Genomic DNA, 18,836 nt, shown 5'->3' with positions numbered 1-18,836 from the left:
GAGGCTGGGGCGCGAATTTCTCGTCAACAATCAACAATAGTAATACTTAATTCAGAAATTTCGTAAAGGTTGCAAAGGCAGGCCTCACTGTATCGTTGGGGCGAAAATGTCACTCAGATTTGCGGCTGCTTTTGGTGGAGCAACTGTCTGGCGACTGGCGTCCGATGACCGAGCGCAACCATCTGCAATGTTTCCCTGTCTCCAGCCAAGTGCCTTTCCGGCAGCTTGACGAAGTTTGCCATGAGGTCTGAAATGTCGCTCCTGAAAAACACCAAAATCCAAACGAAAGTCGTGGCCGTTATCGCGCTAACAAGCCTGGCTTCGCTGCTCGGCCTGACCTATGTCAGCCTGCAATACAAGAATACGGACAGCAACTACAGTAACTTCATCGCAAATGACGCGCTCGCGGCAGTGTTGAATGCCAGGACAAGTGGCAATCTCAACGCGCTGGGAATGCAGATGCTCCGCGCCAGCCTGACAGATCCAAAGGGCAGTGATTTCGAAGCGGCCGTCAAGACGTTTAGGGCCGACAGGAAACAGCTTGAAGAGCGGCAGAACACGATCGTTCAATTGGTTCCCGCGCGCGCGGATGCTGCGCGTGATATATTGAAGGGTGTCGCCGAAGTAGAAGAAATCGGCAATAAGGTCATCAGTCTGGTCCAGGCTGGTCAACAAGCTCAGGCTCAGCAAATGGCTCTGGATCTCCTGAAAAAACTGGGAGAAGTGTCACCGAAGATCAGCGCCGGTAACGAGCAACTGATAGCGTCGATGAACCAAGGTCGTGAGCGCCTGACGCAGCTCACCAACTCCACGATTGTTATCGGTATAGCTGGATTAATCCTTGTATCTTTAGTCTTGATTGGATTTGGCCTGTTCATCTCCTCGCGTGGTATCACGACGCCCGTTGCGCGCCTTCGGGAACGAATGACGTCGCTGGCAGGCGGCGAGACGGGTGCTGAGGTCGACGGAGCGGATCGTAAGGACGAAATCGGCCAGATGGCTAAAGCCGTCGCGGTATTCCGCGACAATGCCCTGGAGCGCATCCGACTGGAGCGGGAGGTTGAAGCCAATCGCAGCCTGTCGGAGCGAGAGCGGGTTGAGCGCGAACAACAGCGCGCCAAAGATGCTGGCGATATCGAATTCGCATCCAACCATGTTGCCGCAGGCCTCGCAGCCCTTGCCGATGGCAATGTTTCCCATCGCATCACTGACGTGTTTGTCGGCCAGATGGATCACGTTCGACAGGACTTCAACAGGTCGGCGGAGAAGCTCGAGACCGCCCTGACACAGGTGGCCGAGAATGCCCGTGCTATCGAAAGTGGCTCGAACGAAATCCGATCTGCGGCCGACGATCTTGCCAGACGTACCGAGCAACAGGCCGCCGCCGTCGAGGAGACTGCCGCCGCACTCGAAGAAATCACCACCACTGTTAGAGATTCAACCAGGCGCGCGCAGGAAGCCGGTCAATTTGTCAGCCGAGCCAAAGTCGGTGCGGAACAATCTGGTGAGGTCGTACGGCGCGCTGTCATCGCCATGGGGCAGATTGAAAAGTCCTCCAGCGAGATCAGCAACATCATCGGTGTGATTGATGAGATCGCCTTCCAGACCAATCTGTTGGCCCTGAATGCGGGTGTCGAAGCCGCCCGCGCGGGCGATGCCGGAAAGGGTTTTGCTGTCGTCGCCCAGGAAGTACGTGAGCTTGCCCAGCGTTCTGCCAGTGCCGCCAAAGAGATCAAAACATTAATCAATGCATCCAACGGCCAGGTACAGGAAGGTGTCCAGCTTGTTGATGAGACAGGCCGCGCGCTTGAGACTATCGTTTCGGAGGTGCAGGAGATCAATCGACACGTCAGTGCAATTGTTGATGCCGCACAGGAGCAGTCTTCAGGTCTTCAACAAATCAACACCGCCATTAACGAAATGGATCAGAACACGCAGAAAAACGCGGCCATGGTCGAGGAGACAACCGCTGCGACCCACAGCCTGTCGCGCGAGGTAGCTTCGCTCAACGAGCTCCTGAGACTTTTCAAACTCTCGGGACCAACACATGTGCGAGCTGCCGTTCACCCTTCGGCAGCAGTTGAGAAAGCAGTTGCCTCACCGGCGAGGGCTATTGTCCGCAAGGTCGCCAGTGCTTTTGCGGGGAATGCCGCCCTCAAGCAGGACAACTGGGAGGAGTTCTGATGAATGAACAGTATAGCGCTGCGGGCGGGGTTTGGAGGCCGTCGCCCTCCCGCCTGGCCAGCACTCTCCGTTCGACCAGATCGCGAGGGGCCGGGTAGATCACGATCGTTGAAACAACCCGCCATGCAAATAGAGCGCCAGTGCCATGCAAAGTAGTCCTGAAATCGCCACAGTCGAAACCGCCGGCAAGACCGCTCTGCACAAGCTGCTCATGGCTGGCATCGATCAAGGACATGTGTGGCCGGCCTTTCAACCGATCGTGGATATTCGATCTGGCAACGTCGCTGGCTTTGAAATCCTGGCCCGCTGGGGCGAACCGAGTACCGCTGAAATAAGCCCCATGACCTTCATCCCGCGTCTGGAGCAATATGGGCTGATAGATATCCTTTCGGATGCCCTTATAAGCCGTGCCTGCCGCGAGGCCATCGGCTGGCCAGGCCAATTCTCGCTTGCCTTCAATATCTCGCCGCTTCAACTCACAAACGAGGATTTTCCGCACCGTCTTTCCGAAATCATCGCTACCACTGGTTTCCCGATGAATCGGGTAGAGCTGGAAGTCACCGAAGGGTCGTTGCTCTCCGACGATGATCAGGCTTATAGAACCCTGCATAAACTGAACGCCCTCGGCGTAAAGATCGGCATTGATGATTTCGGGACTGGCTATTCCAGCCTTGCTCGCCTGGAATCCTTCCCCTTTCATAAGCTGAAGATCGACAAACGTTTCGTGAGCACTCTCGACATCGAACCGAGCAAGCGCCGGATCGCGGCGGCAGTGATCGGCCTTGGCCAAAGCCTGGGCATGACCGTTGTTGCCGAAGGAGTCGAAACTGCGGACGAGGAATCCATTTTGCGCAATCTCGGTTGCGATCTTGCGCAGGGATGGCTTTACAGCAAGGGCTTGCCGGCTCACGAAGCACTCTGCAAGCTCAATCGCCGGGGTGTCGTCGACGCAAGCGGCCGATCCTTAGATATCTCGCCGTTCCAGCAATTCCACCAACTTGCCAGCCTCTATGAGCAAGCACCGGTCGGGCTGTGTTTCCTGGACATGGACTTTAGGCACGTCCGCGTCAATGATCGCTTTGGCAGCATACTGGGTCTGACCGGCGTGGAAATTGAAGGCAAGACGATCTATGACCTCTTGGAAGGTGAAGTGCTGGAATCAGTCATCACGGTGCTGATGGAAGCAGCGGCAACAGGTGAACCGGTCATTCGGGAATATGTTGTCGGAACCCGCGACATTCAAGTCATTAATACCAGGGTTCTCGACCTCGGCGGCAAGGAGATCGGCTATTCGATAGTCTCGATCGACGTTACCGAAGAAAATCGGCTCAAGGCAAACCTTATCTAGTCTGAATCGTCCAAGGCCGGCCTTAAACGACAAGGCGAACCACACCGGGTTTGCCGGAGGCCATTTGGTTTAAGTCATGCAGCCATGGCTGGCGCGTCCAGAATGACGTCATGCTACGTTTCGGCTCCGGGGCTCCGGCTGACGGTATGTTTTCGGTGGGCTCCAGGAGGCGTCGGTGGTTGAACCAGCCGCTCTGTTCCAAAATGGCGAATTCCATCGCTTCGAAGTTCCTCCACGGCCCGCGCCAATGGATGACCTGGCCTTAGAGAGACCGTTGGCCGAAACGCCATAGGTTCCCCGGGCATCACGTCGTCCGATGCCGCCGTTTCGGCTATCCGGGCAGGCTGCAACATGAATGGTGTCGAATGCCGTCGATATGGACCTCGGGACTTCGTGAGCCTTCTCCAATTGAGGCCCGGAAGGACGAACCTTAGCCGCCGGGCGGATACCCAGCGGCCGCGTTGCTGTTCATTGGCGGCTAGCTGTGTGTGATCTTGGTACCCAGCACGTTCAGGCATTCGCGCATGAATGCGGCAAGCCCGGTCCAGCCCTTGGCCGAAACCAGGTTCCCGTCGACATGGGCTTCGGTGGGCTTCACGTCGATATAGATGCCACCGACGGCCGTCACCTCAGGCTCGCAGGCGCCGAGACCCGCGACCTTCCGACCCTTGAGCACGCCCGGCACGGCCATCAGGATCTGCACGCCATGGCAGATGGTGAAGATCGGTTTTCCGGTCTCGTGAAAATGGCGAACCATGGCCTGAATGCGCTTGTCGGTGCGGATATATTCCGGACCGCGACCGCCGGCGGCATAGACCGCATCATAATCCTCGACCCGGACTTCGGAAAATGTCTTGTTGATATCGGCATAGTGGCCGAGTTTTTCCGTATAGGTCTGGTCGCCCTCGAAATCGTGCAGCGAGGTCTTGATGCGGTCACCGGCCTTCTTGTCGGGGCAGATGACGTGGACTGTATGGCCCACTGCTTCCATCCCCTGCTGAAACACGAAGATTTCATATTCCTCGGTGAACTCGCCTGTCAGCATGAGGATTTTCTTGCCACTCATGTCATGTCTCCTGTTGTCATTGATTTTGGGTGGTGCCCGGAGCCGGCCGGGCACCGTTTCGGATCAGAATGGGGAATTGGGGAAATAGAACTGATCGGCATTTTCCGGCGTGATCAGCGGCGCTCCGAGCAGGAACGAACCCCGCACCGGTGCCTGTCCGTTGAACTGCGCGGCCGTCATATATATTGCCGACTTGATCATCGATGGCGGGTAAGGTGTCGAGATCGGCGTGCGCACGTTCTTCTCCTTCACCATCTCGATGACCTGCTTCATGCCGTTGCCGCCGAGAGCATATTTGATGTCCTTGCGTCCGGCATTGTCGACAGCCTCGAGAACGCCGAGTAGCATGTCGTCGTCATTGGCCCAGACGGCATCGATCTTCGGATATTTGGCCAGATAATCCTGCATCAGCTTGAAGGCTTCGTCCTGGTTCCAGTTGGCATACTGGATGTCGAGGGTCTTGATATTGCTCTTGTTGACGACGTCAGAAAAGCCCTTGATGCGCTCGTCGTCGATGACAGTCGGGATGCCGCGCAACACAACGATCTGGCCCTCGCCACCCAGCTTGTCTACGAGCCAGTGGGCCGTGTTGGCGCCGACCGCGATGTTGTCGCCGGCGACATAAAGATCCTGCACGCTCGGATCGGTCAGACCACGGTCAACGACGGAAATGAAGGTGCCCTTCTGTTTGATCTGCTCTACCGGGCCGGTCAGTTCCTCGGACGTGAAGGGCAGGATGACGAGCGCATCGAGTTTGCGGCTTGCCGAAAGATCCTCAAGCGCCGAGACCTGCGCGGTGGCCGAAGCCGCCGTCGACAGCACCACGTCGATGTTCGGGAAGGCGGCCTCGATTTCCTTTTCGGCCTGTTCGGCATGGTAGACGACTCCCCCCGTCCATCCATGCGTCGCCGCCGGGATCGACACGGCGATCGTCACCTTCTTGTCTTCGGCCTGAGCGCCGCCAAGCGGCAGGACCAGGGCCAATGCGGCAGTTGATAACAACAGTCCGGCTTTCTGGATAATAGACTTCATTTTCTCCTCCTTTTGAAGTCAGTGCTGTTTTCAGCGGTTGGCAGTAAAGCGGTGCGCCAGCATGGCGATGATGATGATCGCACCCTGTACGGCGGCGACGAGGTATTCCGAGACCATGTCCGAGAGGACCATGACGTTGGCGATGACCTCGAGAATGAGCGCACCGGCCACGGTGCCGCCGATGCGCCCGCGTCCGCCGCGAAGAAGCGTGCCGCCGATCACGACAGCGGTGATGACCTGCAGCTCCCAAAGCTGTCCGGTCGTCGGCGTCGCCGCGCCAAGACGCGGCACGTAACAGATGGCCGCAATCGCCACGCAGACACCTTGAATGACGTAGGCGCCGGTGCGCACCGCCGCGACGTTGACGCCGGAAAAGCGCGCGACCTCGACATTGGAGCCGGCCGATGTCAGGCGGCGGCCATACTTGGTTTTGTAAAGCAGGAACGCGCCGATCATCACGACGACGAAGGTAATGAGCACCGGATAGGGAATGCCGAAAATGCTGCCGAAATAGACCGGCCGGTAGGCGTCGCGCAGACCGCGGTCGATGGGCAGCGAACCGCCATTCGTCATGAAGGTGATGAAGGCGCGGAAAATCCCCATTGTGCCCAGCGTCACGATGAAGGGCTCGATGCGCCCCACCGTCACGATCAGGCCATTGAAAAGCCCGCAGAGCGCACCGACCACCAGCGCCACGCCCGCTCCCATCGGGATGGCCCAGCCGCCGAAAGACGGGGCGAGATGGTTCATCACCATGATCATGGTGCCGGTGACGAAGGCCATCATGGAGCCGACCGACAGGTCTAGCCCGCCCGACGAGATCACAAAGGTCGCTCCGACGGCGATGATGGCGACGAAGGCGCTGCGTGTAACCACATTGATCAGATTGGCCGACGCTACGAAATTGGAATTCACCAGCGCGCCGATGAGGACGATGACGGCAAGCGCTATGAAGGGTGCGAGGTCCGCCCAGCGGATGCGGTTGCCCTCGTCAACGGGTATGATTGTCGTTGTTGCTGTCGCTGCGGTCATATTCGTCCTCCCCGACGACGTCGCGTCCACCGACCGTGGCGGCGTAGACGACATTTTCCTCATTGATTTCAGTGCCGAAAAGCTCGGCGACGATCCTGCCGGCCCGCATCACGAGAACGCGGTCGGCGAGCCCCACCAGCTCCGACATTTCCGACGAGATGACGATGCAGGCCTTGCCTCCCCGCACCATCGCGTCGATGAATTCGTAGATCTGGCTCTTGTTGCCGATGTCGATGCCGCGCGTCGGTTCGTCGATGATCACCACCGAAGGGTCGGTGAGCATGACCTTGGCGAGCAGCAGCTTCTGCTGGTTGCCACCGGAAAGCTTTCCCGCCTCCAGCCGCAGCGAACGGACGCGGATATCGTAATCCGCCACAGCCTCCTCAAGCCGTGAACGCTCGCCCCGCCTGTCGAGAACGGCGCGCGGATTGACGGTGTCCAGCGCCTGAAGCGTCAGGTTAGGGCCAAGCTTCTCCTCCAGAAGCAGGCCCTTTCCCTTTCGATCCTCGGTCAGGTAGACAAGGCCGGCCTCCATCATTGTTCGGACCGAGCGCTGTTTGATGTCCTTGCCGTTGAGGATGACGCTGCCCGCCCGTGACGGACGAAGGCCCATCAGCCCTTCGATAAGCTCGGTACGCCCGGCGCCAATCATGCCGCCGATGCCGAGCACCTCCCCGGGACGGACGCTGAAGCTCGCGGTTTCTGCGCCGTGATCGACTGCCAGATCCGTGACCGAGAGAATGGGTGCGCCTTCCGCAGGCGGGCGTTTGTGGGGATAAAGCATCTCCAGTTCCCGCCCGACCATGAGTTCGGCCATTTCACGCTGGCTGAGGCCGGCGGCCGGCCAGGTGCCGATCATGCAGCCGTCCCGCAGCACGGTGATGCGGTCGGCAAGCGCCTGCACCTCATCCAGGCGATGGGAAATATAAATAACTGCCACACCGTGATCGCGCAGTCTCCTGACGATATCGAGCAGCGCCGCAACCTCGTCATTGGCCAGAACCGCCGTCGGCTCGTCGAGAATGACGACCTTGCGATCGTCGAGAAGTGCACGCGCAATCTGCACAAGCTGGCGCTGGGCAAGCGGTAGTTCGCCGACACGATCGCGCGGGCGGGCCGTTGAACCAACCCTTTCCAGCATTTCGGCCGTGCGGCGGTTCATCGCCCGGTCATCGACCATCGGCCCCCGGCCGACTTCACGCCCGAGAAACAGGTTTTCCGCAACCGTAAGGTCCGCGGCGAGCAGGATTTCCTGATGCACCAGCACGATGCCGGCATTTTCCGCTTCCACCGCGTTGCGAAACTCTACCGGCTGGCCATCCATGAACAGTTGGCCTTCCGTCGGCGCGACGTGACCGGACAACAGCTTCATCAGCGTCGATTTGCCGGCGCCGTTTTCACCGATGATGGCGTGAACCTCTCCGGCGCGGACATCGAGCGTCAGATCCGACAGGACGGTGATCGGGCCATAGGCTTTACAAAGCCCATCGGCCCGAAGGATTGCGACCGCCGAACTTTCCGGCGCCGCCAGGGGTTGGGGAGACAGGACCGCGTTCATTCGAAAGCCGAAAGCAACCGGTCGCGCGAACGTTCGATATGGATGCGCATGGCGTCGACCGCCGCCTGCGGATCACCAGACCGAAATGCCGCAAGCAAATTCTCGTGTTCCTCAAGAGCCTCCTGCGTCACGCGTGTGTGAAACATCAGCCGGAAGATGTGCAGATGGACATGCTGGTTCGACAGCGTACTGCGGATCACATCGTTTCCGGCAATCTTGAGAATCTTGTCGTGGAACTGCGCGTCCGCACGGGCAAAGCGCGAATATCGCGTGTTGCGGTCAACCGGCGCCTCGCCATTGCCCATATCCGCTGCGGAATTTTCAAGCTGCCGCATCGCCTCGGGGGTCATGTTGAGGGTTGCGAGCCTTGCGGCTTCCGGCTCGACCAGGAGACGGAAGGCATAAAGATCCTCGAACTGCTTTTTCGTCCATTGCGGCGCCGCGCTGTAACCGACCAGATGCTCCTTGCGCACAAGCCCCTCACGCTCCAGACGGCTCAGGGCCTCGCGGATCGGCGTTTGCGAGACGCCGATTTCGCGGGCCAGCACATCGATCGGAATACGCGCGCCGGGCGCAATCTCCAGGGACATCAGCCGATGGTAGATGTTGTCGTAAACGCCATCGACCACGCTGCTCGGGCGAAGGCTTGCCGCTTTTGCCTCCCGTTCCGCCGTAAAAGCCACTTTCACTCTCCAATTGCTTCTTGACACGTCGGCATTTGTTACAAATAAGATATCGTATGTCAAATACAATATCGTATATGATCTGATATAGGATTTTAAGATGAAGCTGCAACCGGAACGGCTACGGCGTCTGGCGACGGCCCTGCTCGAAGGGCGGGGCGTCCCGCCCGACAGTGCTCGCCTCCAGGCCGATCTGCTTATCGAGGCTGAATTGCGCGGGTTGCCTTCGCATGGCCTGCAACGGCTGCCGCTCATCCTTTGCCGGCTGGAAAAGGGAATTGCAGACGCGCGGACACACGGGACCGCGACATGGCGCAGGAAATCCTTTCTCAGCGTCGACGGCGAGCGTGGCCTCGGACCCGTCGTCGTAATGCATACGATGCAGGCCATGCGAAGCGTGCTGGGCGAGACGGGAATTGCTGTCGCTGCCATCCGCAACGCCAATCACATCGGCATGCTCGCCTATTATGCGGAGGCCGCCGCAAGGGACGGCCTGATCGGCATCGTCATGTCGACCAGCGAGGCGCTCGTGCATCCCTTCGGCGGCACGCAGGCGATGCTCGGTACCAACCCCATTGCGATCGGTATTCCCTCCGGCGACCGGCCTTTCCTGCTCGATCTCGCCACCAGTGTCGTTTCCATGGGCAAGATCAACAATCACGCCATGCGCGGAGTGCCGATCCCGTCCGGCTGGGCTATGGATGCGGAAGGCCACCCGACCACCGACCCGCGGGCGGCGAAGACCGGGGCGATAGCGCCGTTCGGTGACGCCAAAGGTTACGGGCTAGGCCTCGCGATCGAACTTCTGGTCGCGGCGCTCGCCGGTTCCGATCTCGCGCCCGACGTCCATGGAACGCTCGACGATGTTCATCCGGCCAACAAGGGCGATCTTCTCATTCTTATCGATAGGGCAGCGGGAGATGGCAGCGTCCGGTCGCTCGCGGCCTATCTCGACCGTTTGCGCCTGTCCCGCCCGGCCGATCCCGCCAGTCCGGTCGCAATTCCGGGTGATGGCGCGCGTGAGCGCCGCGCTGAGACGCAACGTGCGGGAATAGAGCTGCCGCGACCGCTTTTAGATCAGCTTATGGCGCTCGAGGCCGCCTGAATTATCGGAGGAGACACGGAATGAACCTTTTCGGCACATTGAGGGCGCCGCGCGAACTGCTTTTCGGCGCCGGGCAGCGTCATGCCCTCGGCAGCATCGCCGCCAGGCTCGGCAAGCGGGCGCTGATCGTCACGGACACGCGCCTCGCGACGGATGACGATTTCCTCCTGCTTGTGCGGCAACTTGAAGATGCCGGTCTTGCAATCATGGTCGACAGTTCCACCCTTCCGGACGTTCCCGTCGATTCTGCCGCAAGCAGCGCCGTGCGTGCCCGTGGCTTCGCACCCGACCTCGTTATCGGCATCGGCGGCGGGTCATGCCTGGACATGGCCAAATGCCTGGCTCTGCTTCTCACCCATGGCGGCAGGCCGCAGGACTATTACGGCGAGCACACCGTGCCGGGGGTCGTGATGCCGTTGATCGCCATTCCCACCACCGCCGGCACAGGCTCTGAGGTGACGCCCGTCGCCGTGCTTTCCGATGTCGAGCGCAGCCTGAAGGTCGGTATTTCGAGCCCCCATCTGATCCCGACCGTCTCCATCTGCGACCCGGAACTCACCCTGTCCTGTCCTCCGGGACTGACGGCAATTGCCGGTGCTGATGCGCTCACGCATGCGATCGAGGCCTTCACGGCGATCCGGCGCGACCCGGTTCCAGGCATCGCGCAGCAGCGTGTCTTCGTCGGCAAGAACGAAATGTCGGATCACTTCGCACTCAGTGCCATAACATTGCTGTGGCAGGGCCTTGAAGCCGCCTGCCGAGACGGCGCTGACCAGGCGGCGCGCGAGAAGGTAATGCTGGGCGCAACGCTTGCGGGGCTCGCCTTCGGCGTGGCCGGAACCGCGGCCGCCCACGCCATCCAGTACCCTGTCGGTGCGCTTACCCACACGGCCCACGGCCTCGGCGTCGCCTGCCTCATGCCCTATGTCATGACGTGGAACGCGCCGGTCATCCGAACCGAGCTTGCAAGGATAGCGCAGGCAGCCGGTCTCGACGGGCCGGAAGATGTCATTCCCGAACTCCTGTCGCTGTTTGCGCGGATCGGCATTCCGTCGACGCTCTGCGAGCTCGGTCTTGAGGAGAACCGGATCGGCTGGGTGGCGGAACAAAGTATCGGCATTACCCGTCTCATACAGAACAATCCACGGCCCCTGAACTCTCAAGAAATGCACACCCTCGTCGCCGCCGCCTATAATGGCGACCGGTCACGCCTGAACTGAATTAACAAGGATCTCCGCCATGACGCTCCACACCAAGATCACCGGTTATGCCGATCCCGCCCTTCATGCCGAGGGCCTTTATATCGGTGGCAAATGGCACAAGGGCGGCTGCATCGCCGTGATGGATCCATCGACGGGTAACAGGCTCGCCGACGTGGCTGATGCCTCCGTCGAAGACGCCATGCGCGCCGTTGATGCGGCGGAGGCGGCCGCCTCCGCATGGCGTGCCACCCCAGCCCGGCAGCGCTCGGAAATCCTGCGCCGCTGGTTCCAGTTGATGACGCAGCACGCCGAGGAGCTCGCCACGCTCATCGCGCTGGAAAATGGCAAGGCGCTGCCCGATGCACGCGGCGAAGTGGCCTATGCTGCCGAATTTTTCCGCTGGTATGCGGAAGAGGCAACGCGTATTCCCGGCGAATTCCGGCACACTCCTTCCGGTTCGCACCACATCCTCGTCGACCACGAGCCGATCGGCATCGCCGTCCTGATTACGCCGTGGAATTTTCCGGCCGCCATGGCGACCCGCAAGATCGGTCCGGCACTTGCCGCAGGCTGCACGGTCATCCTGAAGCCCGCCTCCGAGACGCCGCTCACGGCCTATGCCATGGCCCGGCTAGGCGAGGAGGCAGGTGTGCCGGCCGGCGTCGTCAACGTACTGACCACCAGCAATCCGAGCGGGGTGACGAATGCCATGCTCGCCGATCCGCGTGTACGCAAACTATCCTTCACCGGCTCCACCGGCGTCGGCCGCACGCTTCTCGCTGAAGCCGCCAAGTCGGTGGTCAGTTGTTCGATGGAACTTGGCGGCAACGCACCCTTTCTCGTGTTCGACGATGCCGATCTGGAAGCCGCTCTCGATGGCGCGATGATTGCCAAGATGCGCAATGCCGGCGAGGCCTGCACTGCCGCCAACCGCTTTTATGTTCAGGCGGGCATACATGATGCCTTCGTTGCCGGTCTGACGGCCCGCATGTCGGCGCTCAAGATCGGTCCGGGCTACGATCCGGCGACACAATGTGGCCCGATGATCACCACCAATGCGGTGCGCAAGATCGACAGACTCGTGACGGATGCGATCGCTTTGGGCGCGCGCGCGACGACCGGCGGCAAACCGCTTGCGGAAAACGGCTATTTCTATCCGCCGACCGTGCTCGAAAACGTTCCGACGGATGCCGCAATCGCCCGCGAGGAAATCTTCGGCCCCGTCGCGCCGGTCTACAAATTCGAGAGCGAGGACGATGCCGTTCGTCTGGCGAACAATACCGAATATGGCCTCGCCGCCTATATCTACAGCCGCGACCTCAAACGCGCTTTGGCGGTGGGCAAGCGCCTGGAAACCGGTATGCTCGGCATCAACAGGGGCCTGATGTCCGATCCGGCCGCACCCTTTGGCGGCGTCAAGCAGAGCGGCCTTGGCCGGGAAGGCGGCGTTACCGGCATACTGGAATTCATGGAGGCAAAGTATTACGCAGTGGATTATTGATCGTGCAGGAACAGACGATGACGCCACAGGACCTCTACCGGATTCGTGACTTCGTACCTGACTTTGACGCAATTGCGGCCGAATTCGCGGCGCGCAGCCGGGAGCTTTCGGCCAGGGCGGAGGTGCGGGCCGACATACGATATGGTCCCGGCAGCCGGGAGGTTATTGACATCATCCTGCCGGAGCGGCCGAGCGCCAAAGCACCTCTGCACGTCTTTGTCCACGGCGGGTACTGGCGTTCGGGCGAAAAGGAAAACTATCGCTTTGTGGCAGCGCCCATTCTTGCTGCCGGCGGCGTTGCGGCGCTGATCGAATACGACCTCATGCCCGGCGCGCGGCTCCAGGTGCTGGTCGATCAGGTGCGACGGGGTGTTTCCTGGCTGCAGCGGCACGCCGGCGATTTCGGCGCCGATCCCCGACGCCTCACCGTCAGCGGCCATTCCGCGGGTGCGCATCTCGCCTCGTTCCTGGCGGCGAGAGGCCCGAGGGAGGTGGAAACGGCACCGTTGCCGGCCTTGCAGGGTCTTCTCCTGCTCAGCGGCATCTACGACCTCTCGGGAATACCCGACAGTTTCCTGCGCGACGAGGCGAGGATGACGCCTGCGGAGGCGGAGGCATGGTCGCCGTTGTCTGCGATCCCAGTCGAATGCCCGATGCGGCTCATCGCATTCGGGGCCGATGAAACATCACCCTTCCTCGATCAGGCCGCCAGCCTTCACACGATGCTGCGGGACCAAAGCCAGTCTGCAAGGATCATGGATGTGCCCCACCGCAACCACATGAGCGTCGTGCTCGAACTCGGCGACCCAACTTCGGTGCTCGGCAAGTGTCTCGCCGATATGATCGCGGGTGCCTAGCTCGGGCCTCATTACCAGGCTGTCTCTCCATCTGCCGTCACTCTCGATATTGTAGCGCAGCGAGGCAGGTCGAGAGTGGTGTGGTGAGCAGTCGGTCTACTCGTTAAAGTCGTTCCGTTGCCAGGAATTGACTGAACCGTGCGGACGTCGGAGATGCAAACATCTGCGCGGGTTCGCCTTCTTCCTCGATTTGCCCCTTGTGGAGGAAAACGACCTTGTTGGAAACCTCGCGTGCGAAAGCCATTTCGTGCGTCACCACCAACATGGTCCGTCCTTCTTCAGCGAGTGAGCGCATGACTTTCAGGACTTCGCCGACGAGTTCGGGATCGAGCGCCGATGTCGGCTCATCGAACAGCATCACCCTTGGCCGCTGGGCGAGCGCACGGGCGATTGCAGCGCGCTGCTGTTGGCCGCCGGAGAGATGGCCGGGATAGGCATGCCGCTTGTCGGCAATCCCCACCCTTTCGAGCAGGGCTTCCGCTTCCGCGATACATTCGCCGCGGTCACGGCCCTGCACGTGGATCGGCGCCTCGATCACGTTTTCCAGAATGGTCATGTGTGACCAGAGATTGAAGCTCTGGAAAACCATGCTGACATGTTGCCTGATACGGTCCACCTGCCGTCTGTCCGCGGGCACCGCCTTGTTGCCGCGCTTTTTCATTCTGATGGTTTCACCGGCGATGATGATGTCGCCGCTGTCGGGCGTCTCAAGCATGTTCACGCAGCGAAGCATGGTCGATTTTCCGGAGCCGGACGAACCGAGAATGGAGATCACGTCTCCTTCCCGCGCCTCGAGGTTGATGCCCTTGAGGACCTCGACCGGGCCAAACGACTTGTGGAGATTGCGCACCGAGACAGCGGCCACATTCTTTTCTTCGACGGCGACGGAGTTCAGCTTTGTGCTGGACATTATTCCCTCCTTCATGCGGCTTGCGCCGGTTGCAGACGCAGGTGCGGTGAAAGTCCGTATTCGACAATTGCGACGATGCGTGTGAGTATCAGGTTGATTGCCAGATAGATCGCACCAGCGACGCAGAACACTTCAAAGGCCCTGAAGCTGTCGGCAATCAGCTTTCCGGCCAGTCCCGTTACTTCCATGATCGTGATAACAGAGGCGAGTGCCGTCGCCTTGACCATGAGGACGATCTCGTTGCCGTAACCGGGCAGTGCCTGCCGGAAGGCAATCGGGAAGATGATGCGCCTGAAAAGCAGGAGGCCGGACATTCCGCAGGCGCGTGCCGCTTCCACCTGCTGTGCCGGAACCGATTGCAACGCACCGCGGAAAATCTCGCCGGAATAGGCCGTGGTGTTGAGCGTCAGCGCAATGACGGCGCACCAATAGGGTTCGCGCAGGATCGTCCAGAGACCCCATGCCTGTAACGTCGGGCGAAACTGTCCCAGTCCATAATAGATGAGGAATATCTGCACCAGAAGAGGCGAGCCGCGGAATACGAACACGTAGGCGCTGGCGAATCTCTTGCCGGCCACGCCGCCGAAAACGGCAAGGACAGCGAGGCCTGTTGCCAGCAGCGTTCCCGCCGATATCGAAATCGCCGCCATGCTCAAAGTCAGCGGCAATCCCTTGATAAGTGTCTCGAAGGTCTCCAGAAGGAAGGTGATTTCCATCAGATTGCCCTCCTGAAGCCGCGCATGGTCCGGTTTTCCAATCGCCCGAACAGGATCGAGGAGACCCAGGTGATCACCAGATAAAGGACAAGTGCCGTGAGGTAGAATTCGAACGGTTTGCGTGTCGAGCCGGCGGCTATCTGCGATTGACGCAGGATTTCAACGAGACCTGTGACGGATATCAGCGCCGATTCCTTCAGCACCAGTTGCCAGGTGTTGCCAAGCCCGGGTGTGGCGTAACGCAGCACAAGCGGAACAACGATGCGGCGAAATTTCCGCCATGGCCGCATGCCGACCGAATCCGCCGCTTCGAGTTCTCCGCGTGAAACCGCGCGATAGGCGCCGCGCAGGACTTCTGCCTGATAGGCTGCCGAGACAATGCCGAGGGCAATCGTTCCCGTGAGGAAGGCCGGCATGCCGATGTAACCATCATAGCCGGCAAAGGCGCCGATGTAGCTGAGCAGCGCACCGCCGCCGAAATAGAAGAGATAGACCACGAGAAGATCGGGCACGCCACGCAGCACGGTCGTGTAACAGCCGCCGATCCAGCGCAGCGGGGCGATCGATGAGAGCTTCATGCCGGCAACGATCGTGCCGAGCACCGATCCGGTTAGAAAACCGCACACGGATACGGCGATCGTCACCATCATTGCCGAGGCCAGAAGGCCGCCCCATCCTCCCTGTCCGAAGCCGACAAGCGCGACATAGTTTTTGATTGCATCCATTGGTTCCCCTTTTTTTATAATTCAGGCCAGCCCGGATAGTCGCCGGTGCTGCCATATCCTCTCAAGCTTCGACATGTTCTTGAGGGAGCTTTGTATGTGCGCGCTGGCCGCCTTGGCGGCCGCTTCCGGGTCACGGGCGATAATGGCGTCCGCAATTGCCCGGTGCTCGTCGAGGTCGGTATGTTCGAGATCCACCCAGAGAACTTCGAGCCACAGCGCCAGCCGAAGTTGCTGGTAAATCTGGTCCGTTACCCGGACGAGTGCATCGTTCTTCGTTGCCTCGGCAATGACACGGTGGATGTGGAGGCCGAGGTGAAGGTTCTCCGCCGCTGCCGAGGGCGCCATGGTGTCGGTATCCTTCAGCGCCACCATCTGGTCGATGACGTCCCGCAGGCGGTCCAGATCCTCGTCGGTCGCCTTCTCGCAGGCCAGTTTCGCCGCACACACGTCAATTGCCTCGCGCACGACGAGAAGGTTGCAGAAGCCGGTTATATCGAGATCCGCGACGGTATAGCCGAGATTGCGCTGGCCGATGATCAGGCCTTCTTCTTCCAGCTTCATCAGGGCCTCGCGAAGGGGGGTCCGGCTCACGCCGAAACGCTTGGCGAGCGTGTTTTCCGAAAGGCGCTCCGATGGGCGAAGCTGCCCGTTGAGGATCAGATCCTTCAACTGGCTATATGTCGCTTCCCGGAGCGAAACTTTGGGCTCGTTAACTTTTGCGGACACCGTCGCCTCATTTCTCTCGCCACTGGCGAAGCTTTCCGTCGCTTGCTCTGGTTCGTTTCGGCAAGGCCGGTTCAAATTTCGAGCTTGCATCCAAATTGATGTACAAATATGTATACAACATTGAGCACATCAATCAATCATCTTTTCTCGGTCTTGAGAGATGAAAGTTGCGGCGCTCGTTCGGATGCTGAAAGACGAGTTTCGGGAGGGTAAATGACGGAAATTCTGGACATGGACGCGCTTCGCGCCCGCTTCGGCAAAGCATCCGGCGGGGATGTCTTCGATCCTGAATTCGCGCAGGTGGCCAGGCTCGTTTTTGGTGAGGGCGATAGCCGGCAGGCACCCTATTGCGGGTTGCCGTCGCTGCTGCGCGCGCCCTATCGTCCGGATCTCGCGCCTTCATTCGAAGGGCTGGATGTGGCGCTTCTGGGTGTGCCGATGGACCTCGGTGTCACCAACCGTCCAGGTGCGCGGTTCGGGCCAAGAGCGGTCCGCAATGTCGAGCGCGTCGGTCCCTACGAACATGTTCTGAGGGCGGTGCCGACGGCCCATGTCCGTGTTGCCGATATCGGCGATGTGCCATTTTGCAGCCGTTTCGATCTTGCCTCGTCACATGAAGATATCGAGCACTTCATAGGTTCGATCGTTGCTGCCGGGGTGGTGCCACTGTCCGTCGGCGGCGATCATTCTATGGGATTGCCGATTTTGCGCGCCATCGGGCGCGACAGGCCGGTCGGCATGATCCATATCGATGCCCATTGCGATACGGGCGGCTCCTTCGAAGGGTGCAAATTCCACCATGGCGGCCCGTTTCGGCAGGCCGTGCTGGACGGCGTTCTCGATCCGCGACGGACGATCCAGATCGGCATTCGCGGTAATTCCGAATATCTCTGGGAGTTTTCCTACGCTTCGGGAATGACAGTCATCCACGCCGAGGAAGTGGATGAAATGGGGCTGAAGGCCGTGATCGCCAAGGCGCGTGAAATCGCCGGCGACGGCCCCACTTACGTCAGCTTCGATGTGGATTCGCTCGATCCGGCGTTTGCGCCGGGAACCGGAACGCCGGAGGTGGGTGGCCTCACCTCTGCGCAGGCGCTCGGAATTCTTCGCGGTCTCAAGGGTCTCGATATTGTCGGCGGCGATGTGGTCGAGATAGCGCCGCAATACGATCCCACGACGAACACCGCGCAGGTTGCCGCACAGGTCCTGTTCGAACTGCTTTGCCTGACGGCGGAGGCTTTCACAATCAGAAAAGCACCAGGGAGAAATACCTGAACATTTGAAATTCAACCGCCGAGCATCGATGCGAGGCCAACAAAGGGGAATGATAATGAAAAAAATGAAACTCATCTCTGCCGCGATGCTGCTTGCAGCAACCGGCGCCCATGCACAGTCGGCACCCAAAGAAATCACCATCGCGACGGAAGGTGCTTACGAGCCATGGAACTTCACCGGGCCTGACGGCAAGCTGGCCGGCTTCGAAGTTGATCTCGCCAACGACCTCTGCGCCAAAATGAAGGTCAAGTGCACCATCGTTGCCCAGGACTGGGATGGATTGATCCCGTCGCTCAACGCCAAGAAGTTCGACGCGATCATGGCGTCGATGATCGTCACGCCGAAACGACTCGAAGTTATTTCCTTCAGCAAGCCCTATGCGTCCACTGCTGCGACCTTCATGGTGCAGAAGGATGGACCACTGGCAAAGCTGCCGGGAACCGGCACAACGGTCGATCTGAACGGCGACGCCGCTGCCGTCGATGCCGCCCTGAAGCCGGTGCGCGATGCCATCAAGGGCAGCAGCGTCGGAGCCCAGGTCTCGACCGCCAACGTCGCATTCCTCGACAAATATCTGAAGGATGCGGTGACGACCCGCGAATACAAGACGACCGAACAGCACGATCTCGACCTTCAGTCCGGGCGTATCGACGCCGTCGTTGCCCAGAAGACGGCTTTGAGTGCAACGCTCGGGAAAGCCGAATTCAAGGACTACACGCTGGCCGGCCCGACATTTACCGGCGGCGTCTTCGGCCAGGGCATCGGCGTTGGTCTGCGCAAGGACGACGCGGCACTGAAGTCGATGTTCGACACGGCGATCGACGCGGCAAAGGCCGACGGGACGATCGACAGGCTTGCCCAGAAATGGATCAAGACGACCGTCAACTAAAGCGGGAACGACCTTAACCACGATAAA

The 18,836-nt window shown here is 60.0% G+C and carries 17 protein-coding genes and 1 pseudogene; 8 read left to right on the top strand and 10 right to left on the bottom strand.

All coding sequences use genetic code 11. From position 1 onward, the window contains the following. Positions 1–252: 252 nt before the first annotated feature. Together QD336_RS18060 and QD336_RS18055 are read left to right on the top strand one after the other, a co-directional pair. Positions 253–2,184, top strand: a complete 1,932-nt coding sequence (locus tag QD336_RS18060; protein ID WP_499171586.1) for a methyl-accepting chemotaxis protein — start codon at positions 253–255, stop codon at positions 2,182–2,184. Between the two features lie 145 nt (positions 2,185–2,329). Then, positions 2,330–3,532 (top strand): EAL domain-containing protein, encoded by a 1,203-nt coding sequence (locus QD336_RS18055; protein ID WP_499171584.1) that lies wholly within the window; start codon positions 2,330–2,332, stop codon positions 3,530–3,532. 74 nt (positions 3,533–3,606) lie between these two features. Here QD336_RS18055 and QD336_RS18050 read toward each other — a convergent pair. From QD336_RS18050 to QD336_RS18025, 6 genes and pseudogenes are all read right to left on the bottom strand, one after another. After that, positions 3,607–3,791, bottom strand: a pseudogene (locus tag QD336_RS18050) (IS3 family transposase); the annotation flags it as partial. 219 nt (positions 3,792–4,010) lie between these two features. Next, positions 4,011–4,598: a DJ-1/PfpI family protein gene (locus QD336_RS18045; protein ID WP_269346469.1), complete on the bottom strand. Its 588-nt coding sequence runs from the start codon at positions 4,596–4,598 to the stop codon at positions 4,011–4,013. Positions 4,599–4,661: 63 nt separating this feature from the next. After that, positions 4,662–5,630, bottom strand: coding sequence for a substrate-binding domain-containing protein (locus QD336_RS18040; protein WP_269346471.1), 969 nt, complete (start codon positions 5,628–5,630; stop codon positions 4,662–4,664). Positions 5,631–5,660: 30 nt separating this feature from the next. Beyond that, positions 5,661–6,662, bottom strand: a complete 1,002-nt coding sequence (locus QD336_RS18035; RefSeq protein WP_499171583.1) for an ABC transporter permease — start codon at positions 6,660–6,662, stop codon at positions 5,661–5,663. Continuing rightward, on the bottom strand, positions 6,622–8,220 hold the full coding sequence (locus QD336_RS18030) for a sugar ABC transporter ATP-binding protein (RefSeq protein WP_499171582.1): 1,599 nt from the start codon (positions 8,218–8,220) through the stop codon (positions 6,622–6,624). The genes QD336_RS18035 and QD336_RS18030 overlap by 41 nt, the downstream gene beginning before the upstream one ends. After that, positions 8,217–8,909 carry a GntR family transcriptional regulator gene (locus tag QD336_RS18025; RefSeq protein ID WP_421404659.1) on the bottom strand — a complete coding sequence of 231 codons (693 nt, stop codon included), beginning with the start codon at positions 8,907–8,909 and terminating at the stop codon, positions 8,217–8,219. Before QD336_RS18025 ends, QD336_RS18030 begins: the two co-directional genes overlap by 4 nt. 94 nt (positions 8,910–9,003) lie before the next feature. Here QD336_RS18025 and QD336_RS18020 point away from each other — a divergent pair, with 94 nt between their 5' ends. Genes QD336_RS18020 through QD336_RS18005 form a run of 4 tightly spaced genes read left to right on the top strand, consistent with a single transcriptional unit; the run spans position 9,004 to position 13,568 of the window. Further along, positions 9,004–10,008: an Ldh family oxidoreductase gene (locus QD336_RS18020; protein WP_499171581.1), complete on the top strand. Its 1,005-nt coding sequence runs from the start codon at positions 9,004–9,006 to the stop codon at positions 10,006–10,008. 20 nt (positions 10,009–10,028) lie between these two features. Beyond that, complete coding sequence (locus QD336_RS18015; protein ID WP_499171580.1) at positions 10,029–11,228, top strand: iron-containing alcohol dehydrogenase; 1,200 nt, start codon at positions 10,029–10,031, stop codon at positions 11,226–11,228. 19 nt (positions 11,229–11,247) lie between these two features. After that, complete coding sequence (locus QD336_RS18010) at positions 11,248–12,711, top strand: NAD-dependent succinate-semialdehyde dehydrogenase (RefSeq protein WP_499171578.1); 1,464 nt, start codon at positions 11,248–11,250, stop codon at positions 12,709–12,711. A gap of 17 nt (positions 12,712–12,728) precedes the next feature. Continuing rightward, the gene (locus QD336_RS18005; protein ID WP_269346482.1) at positions 12,729–13,568 is read left to right on the top strand and encodes an alpha/beta hydrolase; all 840 of its coding nucleotides are present in this window, start codon (positions 12,729–12,731) and stop codon (positions 13,566–13,568) included. A 103-nt stretch (positions 13,569–13,671) separates the two neighbouring features. On the opposite strand, the gene QD336_RS18000 is transcribed toward QD336_RS18005, so the two are convergent. The 4 genes from QD336_RS18000 to QD336_RS17985 are packed head-to-tail and all read right to left on the bottom strand — an operon-like array spanning position 13,672 to position 16,645. Continuing rightward, a complete protein-coding gene (locus tag QD336_RS18000; protein WP_499171577.1) occupies positions 13,672–14,478 on the bottom strand; it encodes an ABC transporter ATP-binding protein in 807 nt (268 codons plus the stop codon). Between the two features lie 11 nt (positions 14,479–14,489). Then, positions 14,490–15,194 (bottom strand): ABC transporter permease, encoded by a 705-nt coding sequence (locus QD336_RS17995; RefSeq protein ID WP_499171576.1) that lies wholly within the window; start codon positions 15,192–15,194, stop codon positions 14,490–14,492. Beyond that, positions 15,194–15,919: an ABC transporter permease gene (locus QD336_RS17990; protein WP_269346487.1), complete on the bottom strand. Its 726-nt coding sequence runs from the start codon at positions 15,917–15,919 to the stop codon at positions 15,194–15,196. Before QD336_RS17990 ends, QD336_RS17995 begins: the two co-directional genes overlap by 1 nt. Positions 15,920–15,940: 21 nt before the next feature. Next, positions 15,941–16,645 (bottom strand): GntR family transcriptional regulator, encoded by a 705-nt coding sequence (locus tag QD336_RS17985; protein ID WP_499171575.1) that lies wholly within the window; start codon positions 16,643–16,645, stop codon positions 15,941–15,943. A gap of 213 nt (positions 16,646–16,858) precedes the next feature. Between QD336_RS17985 and speB the strand changes: the two genes are divergently transcribed. Beyond that, positions 16,859–17,920: an agmatinase gene (gene speB, locus QD336_RS17980; protein WP_499171574.1), complete on the top strand. Its 1,062-nt coding sequence runs from the start codon at positions 16,859–16,861 to the stop codon at positions 17,918–17,920. A 49-nt stretch (positions 17,921–17,969) separates the two neighbouring features. Further along, positions 17,970–18,809 carry a lysine/arginine/ornithine ABC transporter substrate-binding protein gene (locus QD336_RS17975; RefSeq protein WP_269346491.1) on the top strand — a complete coding sequence of 280 codons (840 nt, stop codon included), beginning with the start codon at positions 17,970–17,972 and terminating at the stop codon, positions 18,807–18,809. Positions 18,810–18,836 lie beyond the last annotated feature (27 nt).

This window comes from Rhizobium sp. BR 250, assembly GCF_047445855.1.
Taxonomy (GTDB): Bacteria; Pseudomonadota; Alphaproteobacteria; order Rhizobiales; family Rhizobiaceae; genus Agrobacterium; species Agrobacterium tumefaciens_I.
The sequence above is the reverse complement of the archived record's forward strand: the minus strand, read 5'-3'. Positions and strand labels throughout refer to the sequence as shown.

What these genes read in the sequence shown, in the direction of transcription:
- QD336_RS18045 (WP_269346469.1), bottom strand. Translation starts at nt 4,598, where the DNA reads ATGAGTGGCAAGAAAATCCTCATGCTGACAGGCGAGTTCACCGAGGAA.
- QD336_RS18055 (WP_499171584.1), top strand. Translation starts at nt 2,330, where the DNA reads ATGCAAAGTAGTCCTGAAATCGCCACAGTCGAAACCGCCGGCAAGACC.
- QD336_RS18010 (WP_499171578.1), top strand. Translation starts at nt 11,248, where the DNA reads ATGACGCTCCACACCAAGATCACCGGTTATGCCGATCCCGCCCTTCAT.
- QD336_RS17995 (WP_499171576.1), bottom strand. Translation starts at nt 15,194, where the DNA reads ATGGAAATCACCTTCCTTCTGGAGACCTTCGAGACACTTATCAAGGGA.
- QD336_RS17975 (WP_269346491.1), top strand. Translation starts at nt 17,970, where the DNA reads ATGATAATGAAAAAAATGAAACTCATCTCTGCCGCGATGCTGCTTGCA.
- QD336_RS18035 (WP_499171583.1), bottom strand. Translation starts at nt 6,662, where the DNA reads ATGACCGCAGCGACAGCAACAACGACAATCATACCCGTTGACGAGGGC.
- QD336_RS17990 (WP_269346487.1), bottom strand. Translation starts at nt 15,919, where the DNA reads ATGGATGCAATCAAAAACTATGTCGCGCTTGTCGGCTTCGGACAGGGA.
- QD336_RS18000 (WP_499171577.1), bottom strand. Translation starts at nt 14,478, where the DNA reads ATGTCCAGCACAAAGCTGAACTCCGTCGCCGTCGAAGAAAAGAATGTG.
- speB (WP_499171574.1), top strand. Translation starts at nt 16,859, where the DNA reads ATGACGGAAATTCTGGACATGGACGCGCTTCGCGCCCGCTTCGGCAAA.
- QD336_RS18015 (WP_499171580.1), top strand. Translation starts at nt 10,029, where the DNA reads ATGAACCTTTTCGGCACATTGAGGGCGCCGCGCGAACTGCTTTTCGGC.
- QD336_RS18030 (WP_499171582.1), bottom strand. Translation starts at nt 8,220, where the DNA reads ATGAACGCGGTCCTGTCTCCCCAACCCCTGGCGGCGCCGGAAAGTTCG.
- QD336_RS18020 (WP_499171581.1), top strand. Translation starts at nt 9,004, where the DNA reads ATGAAGCTGCAACCGGAACGGCTACGGCGTCTGGCGACGGCCCTGCTC.
- QD336_RS18005 (WP_269346482.1), top strand. Translation starts at nt 12,729, where the DNA reads ATGACGCCACAGGACCTCTACCGGATTCGTGACTTCGTACCTGACTTT.
- QD336_RS18040 (WP_269346471.1), bottom strand. Translation starts at nt 5,630, where the DNA reads ATGAAGTCTATTATCCAGAAAGCCGGACTGTTGTTATCAACTGCCGCA.
- QD336_RS18060 (WP_499171586.1), top strand. Translation starts at nt 253, where the DNA reads ATGTCGCTCCTGAAAAACACCAAAATCCAAACGAAAGTCGTGGCCGTT.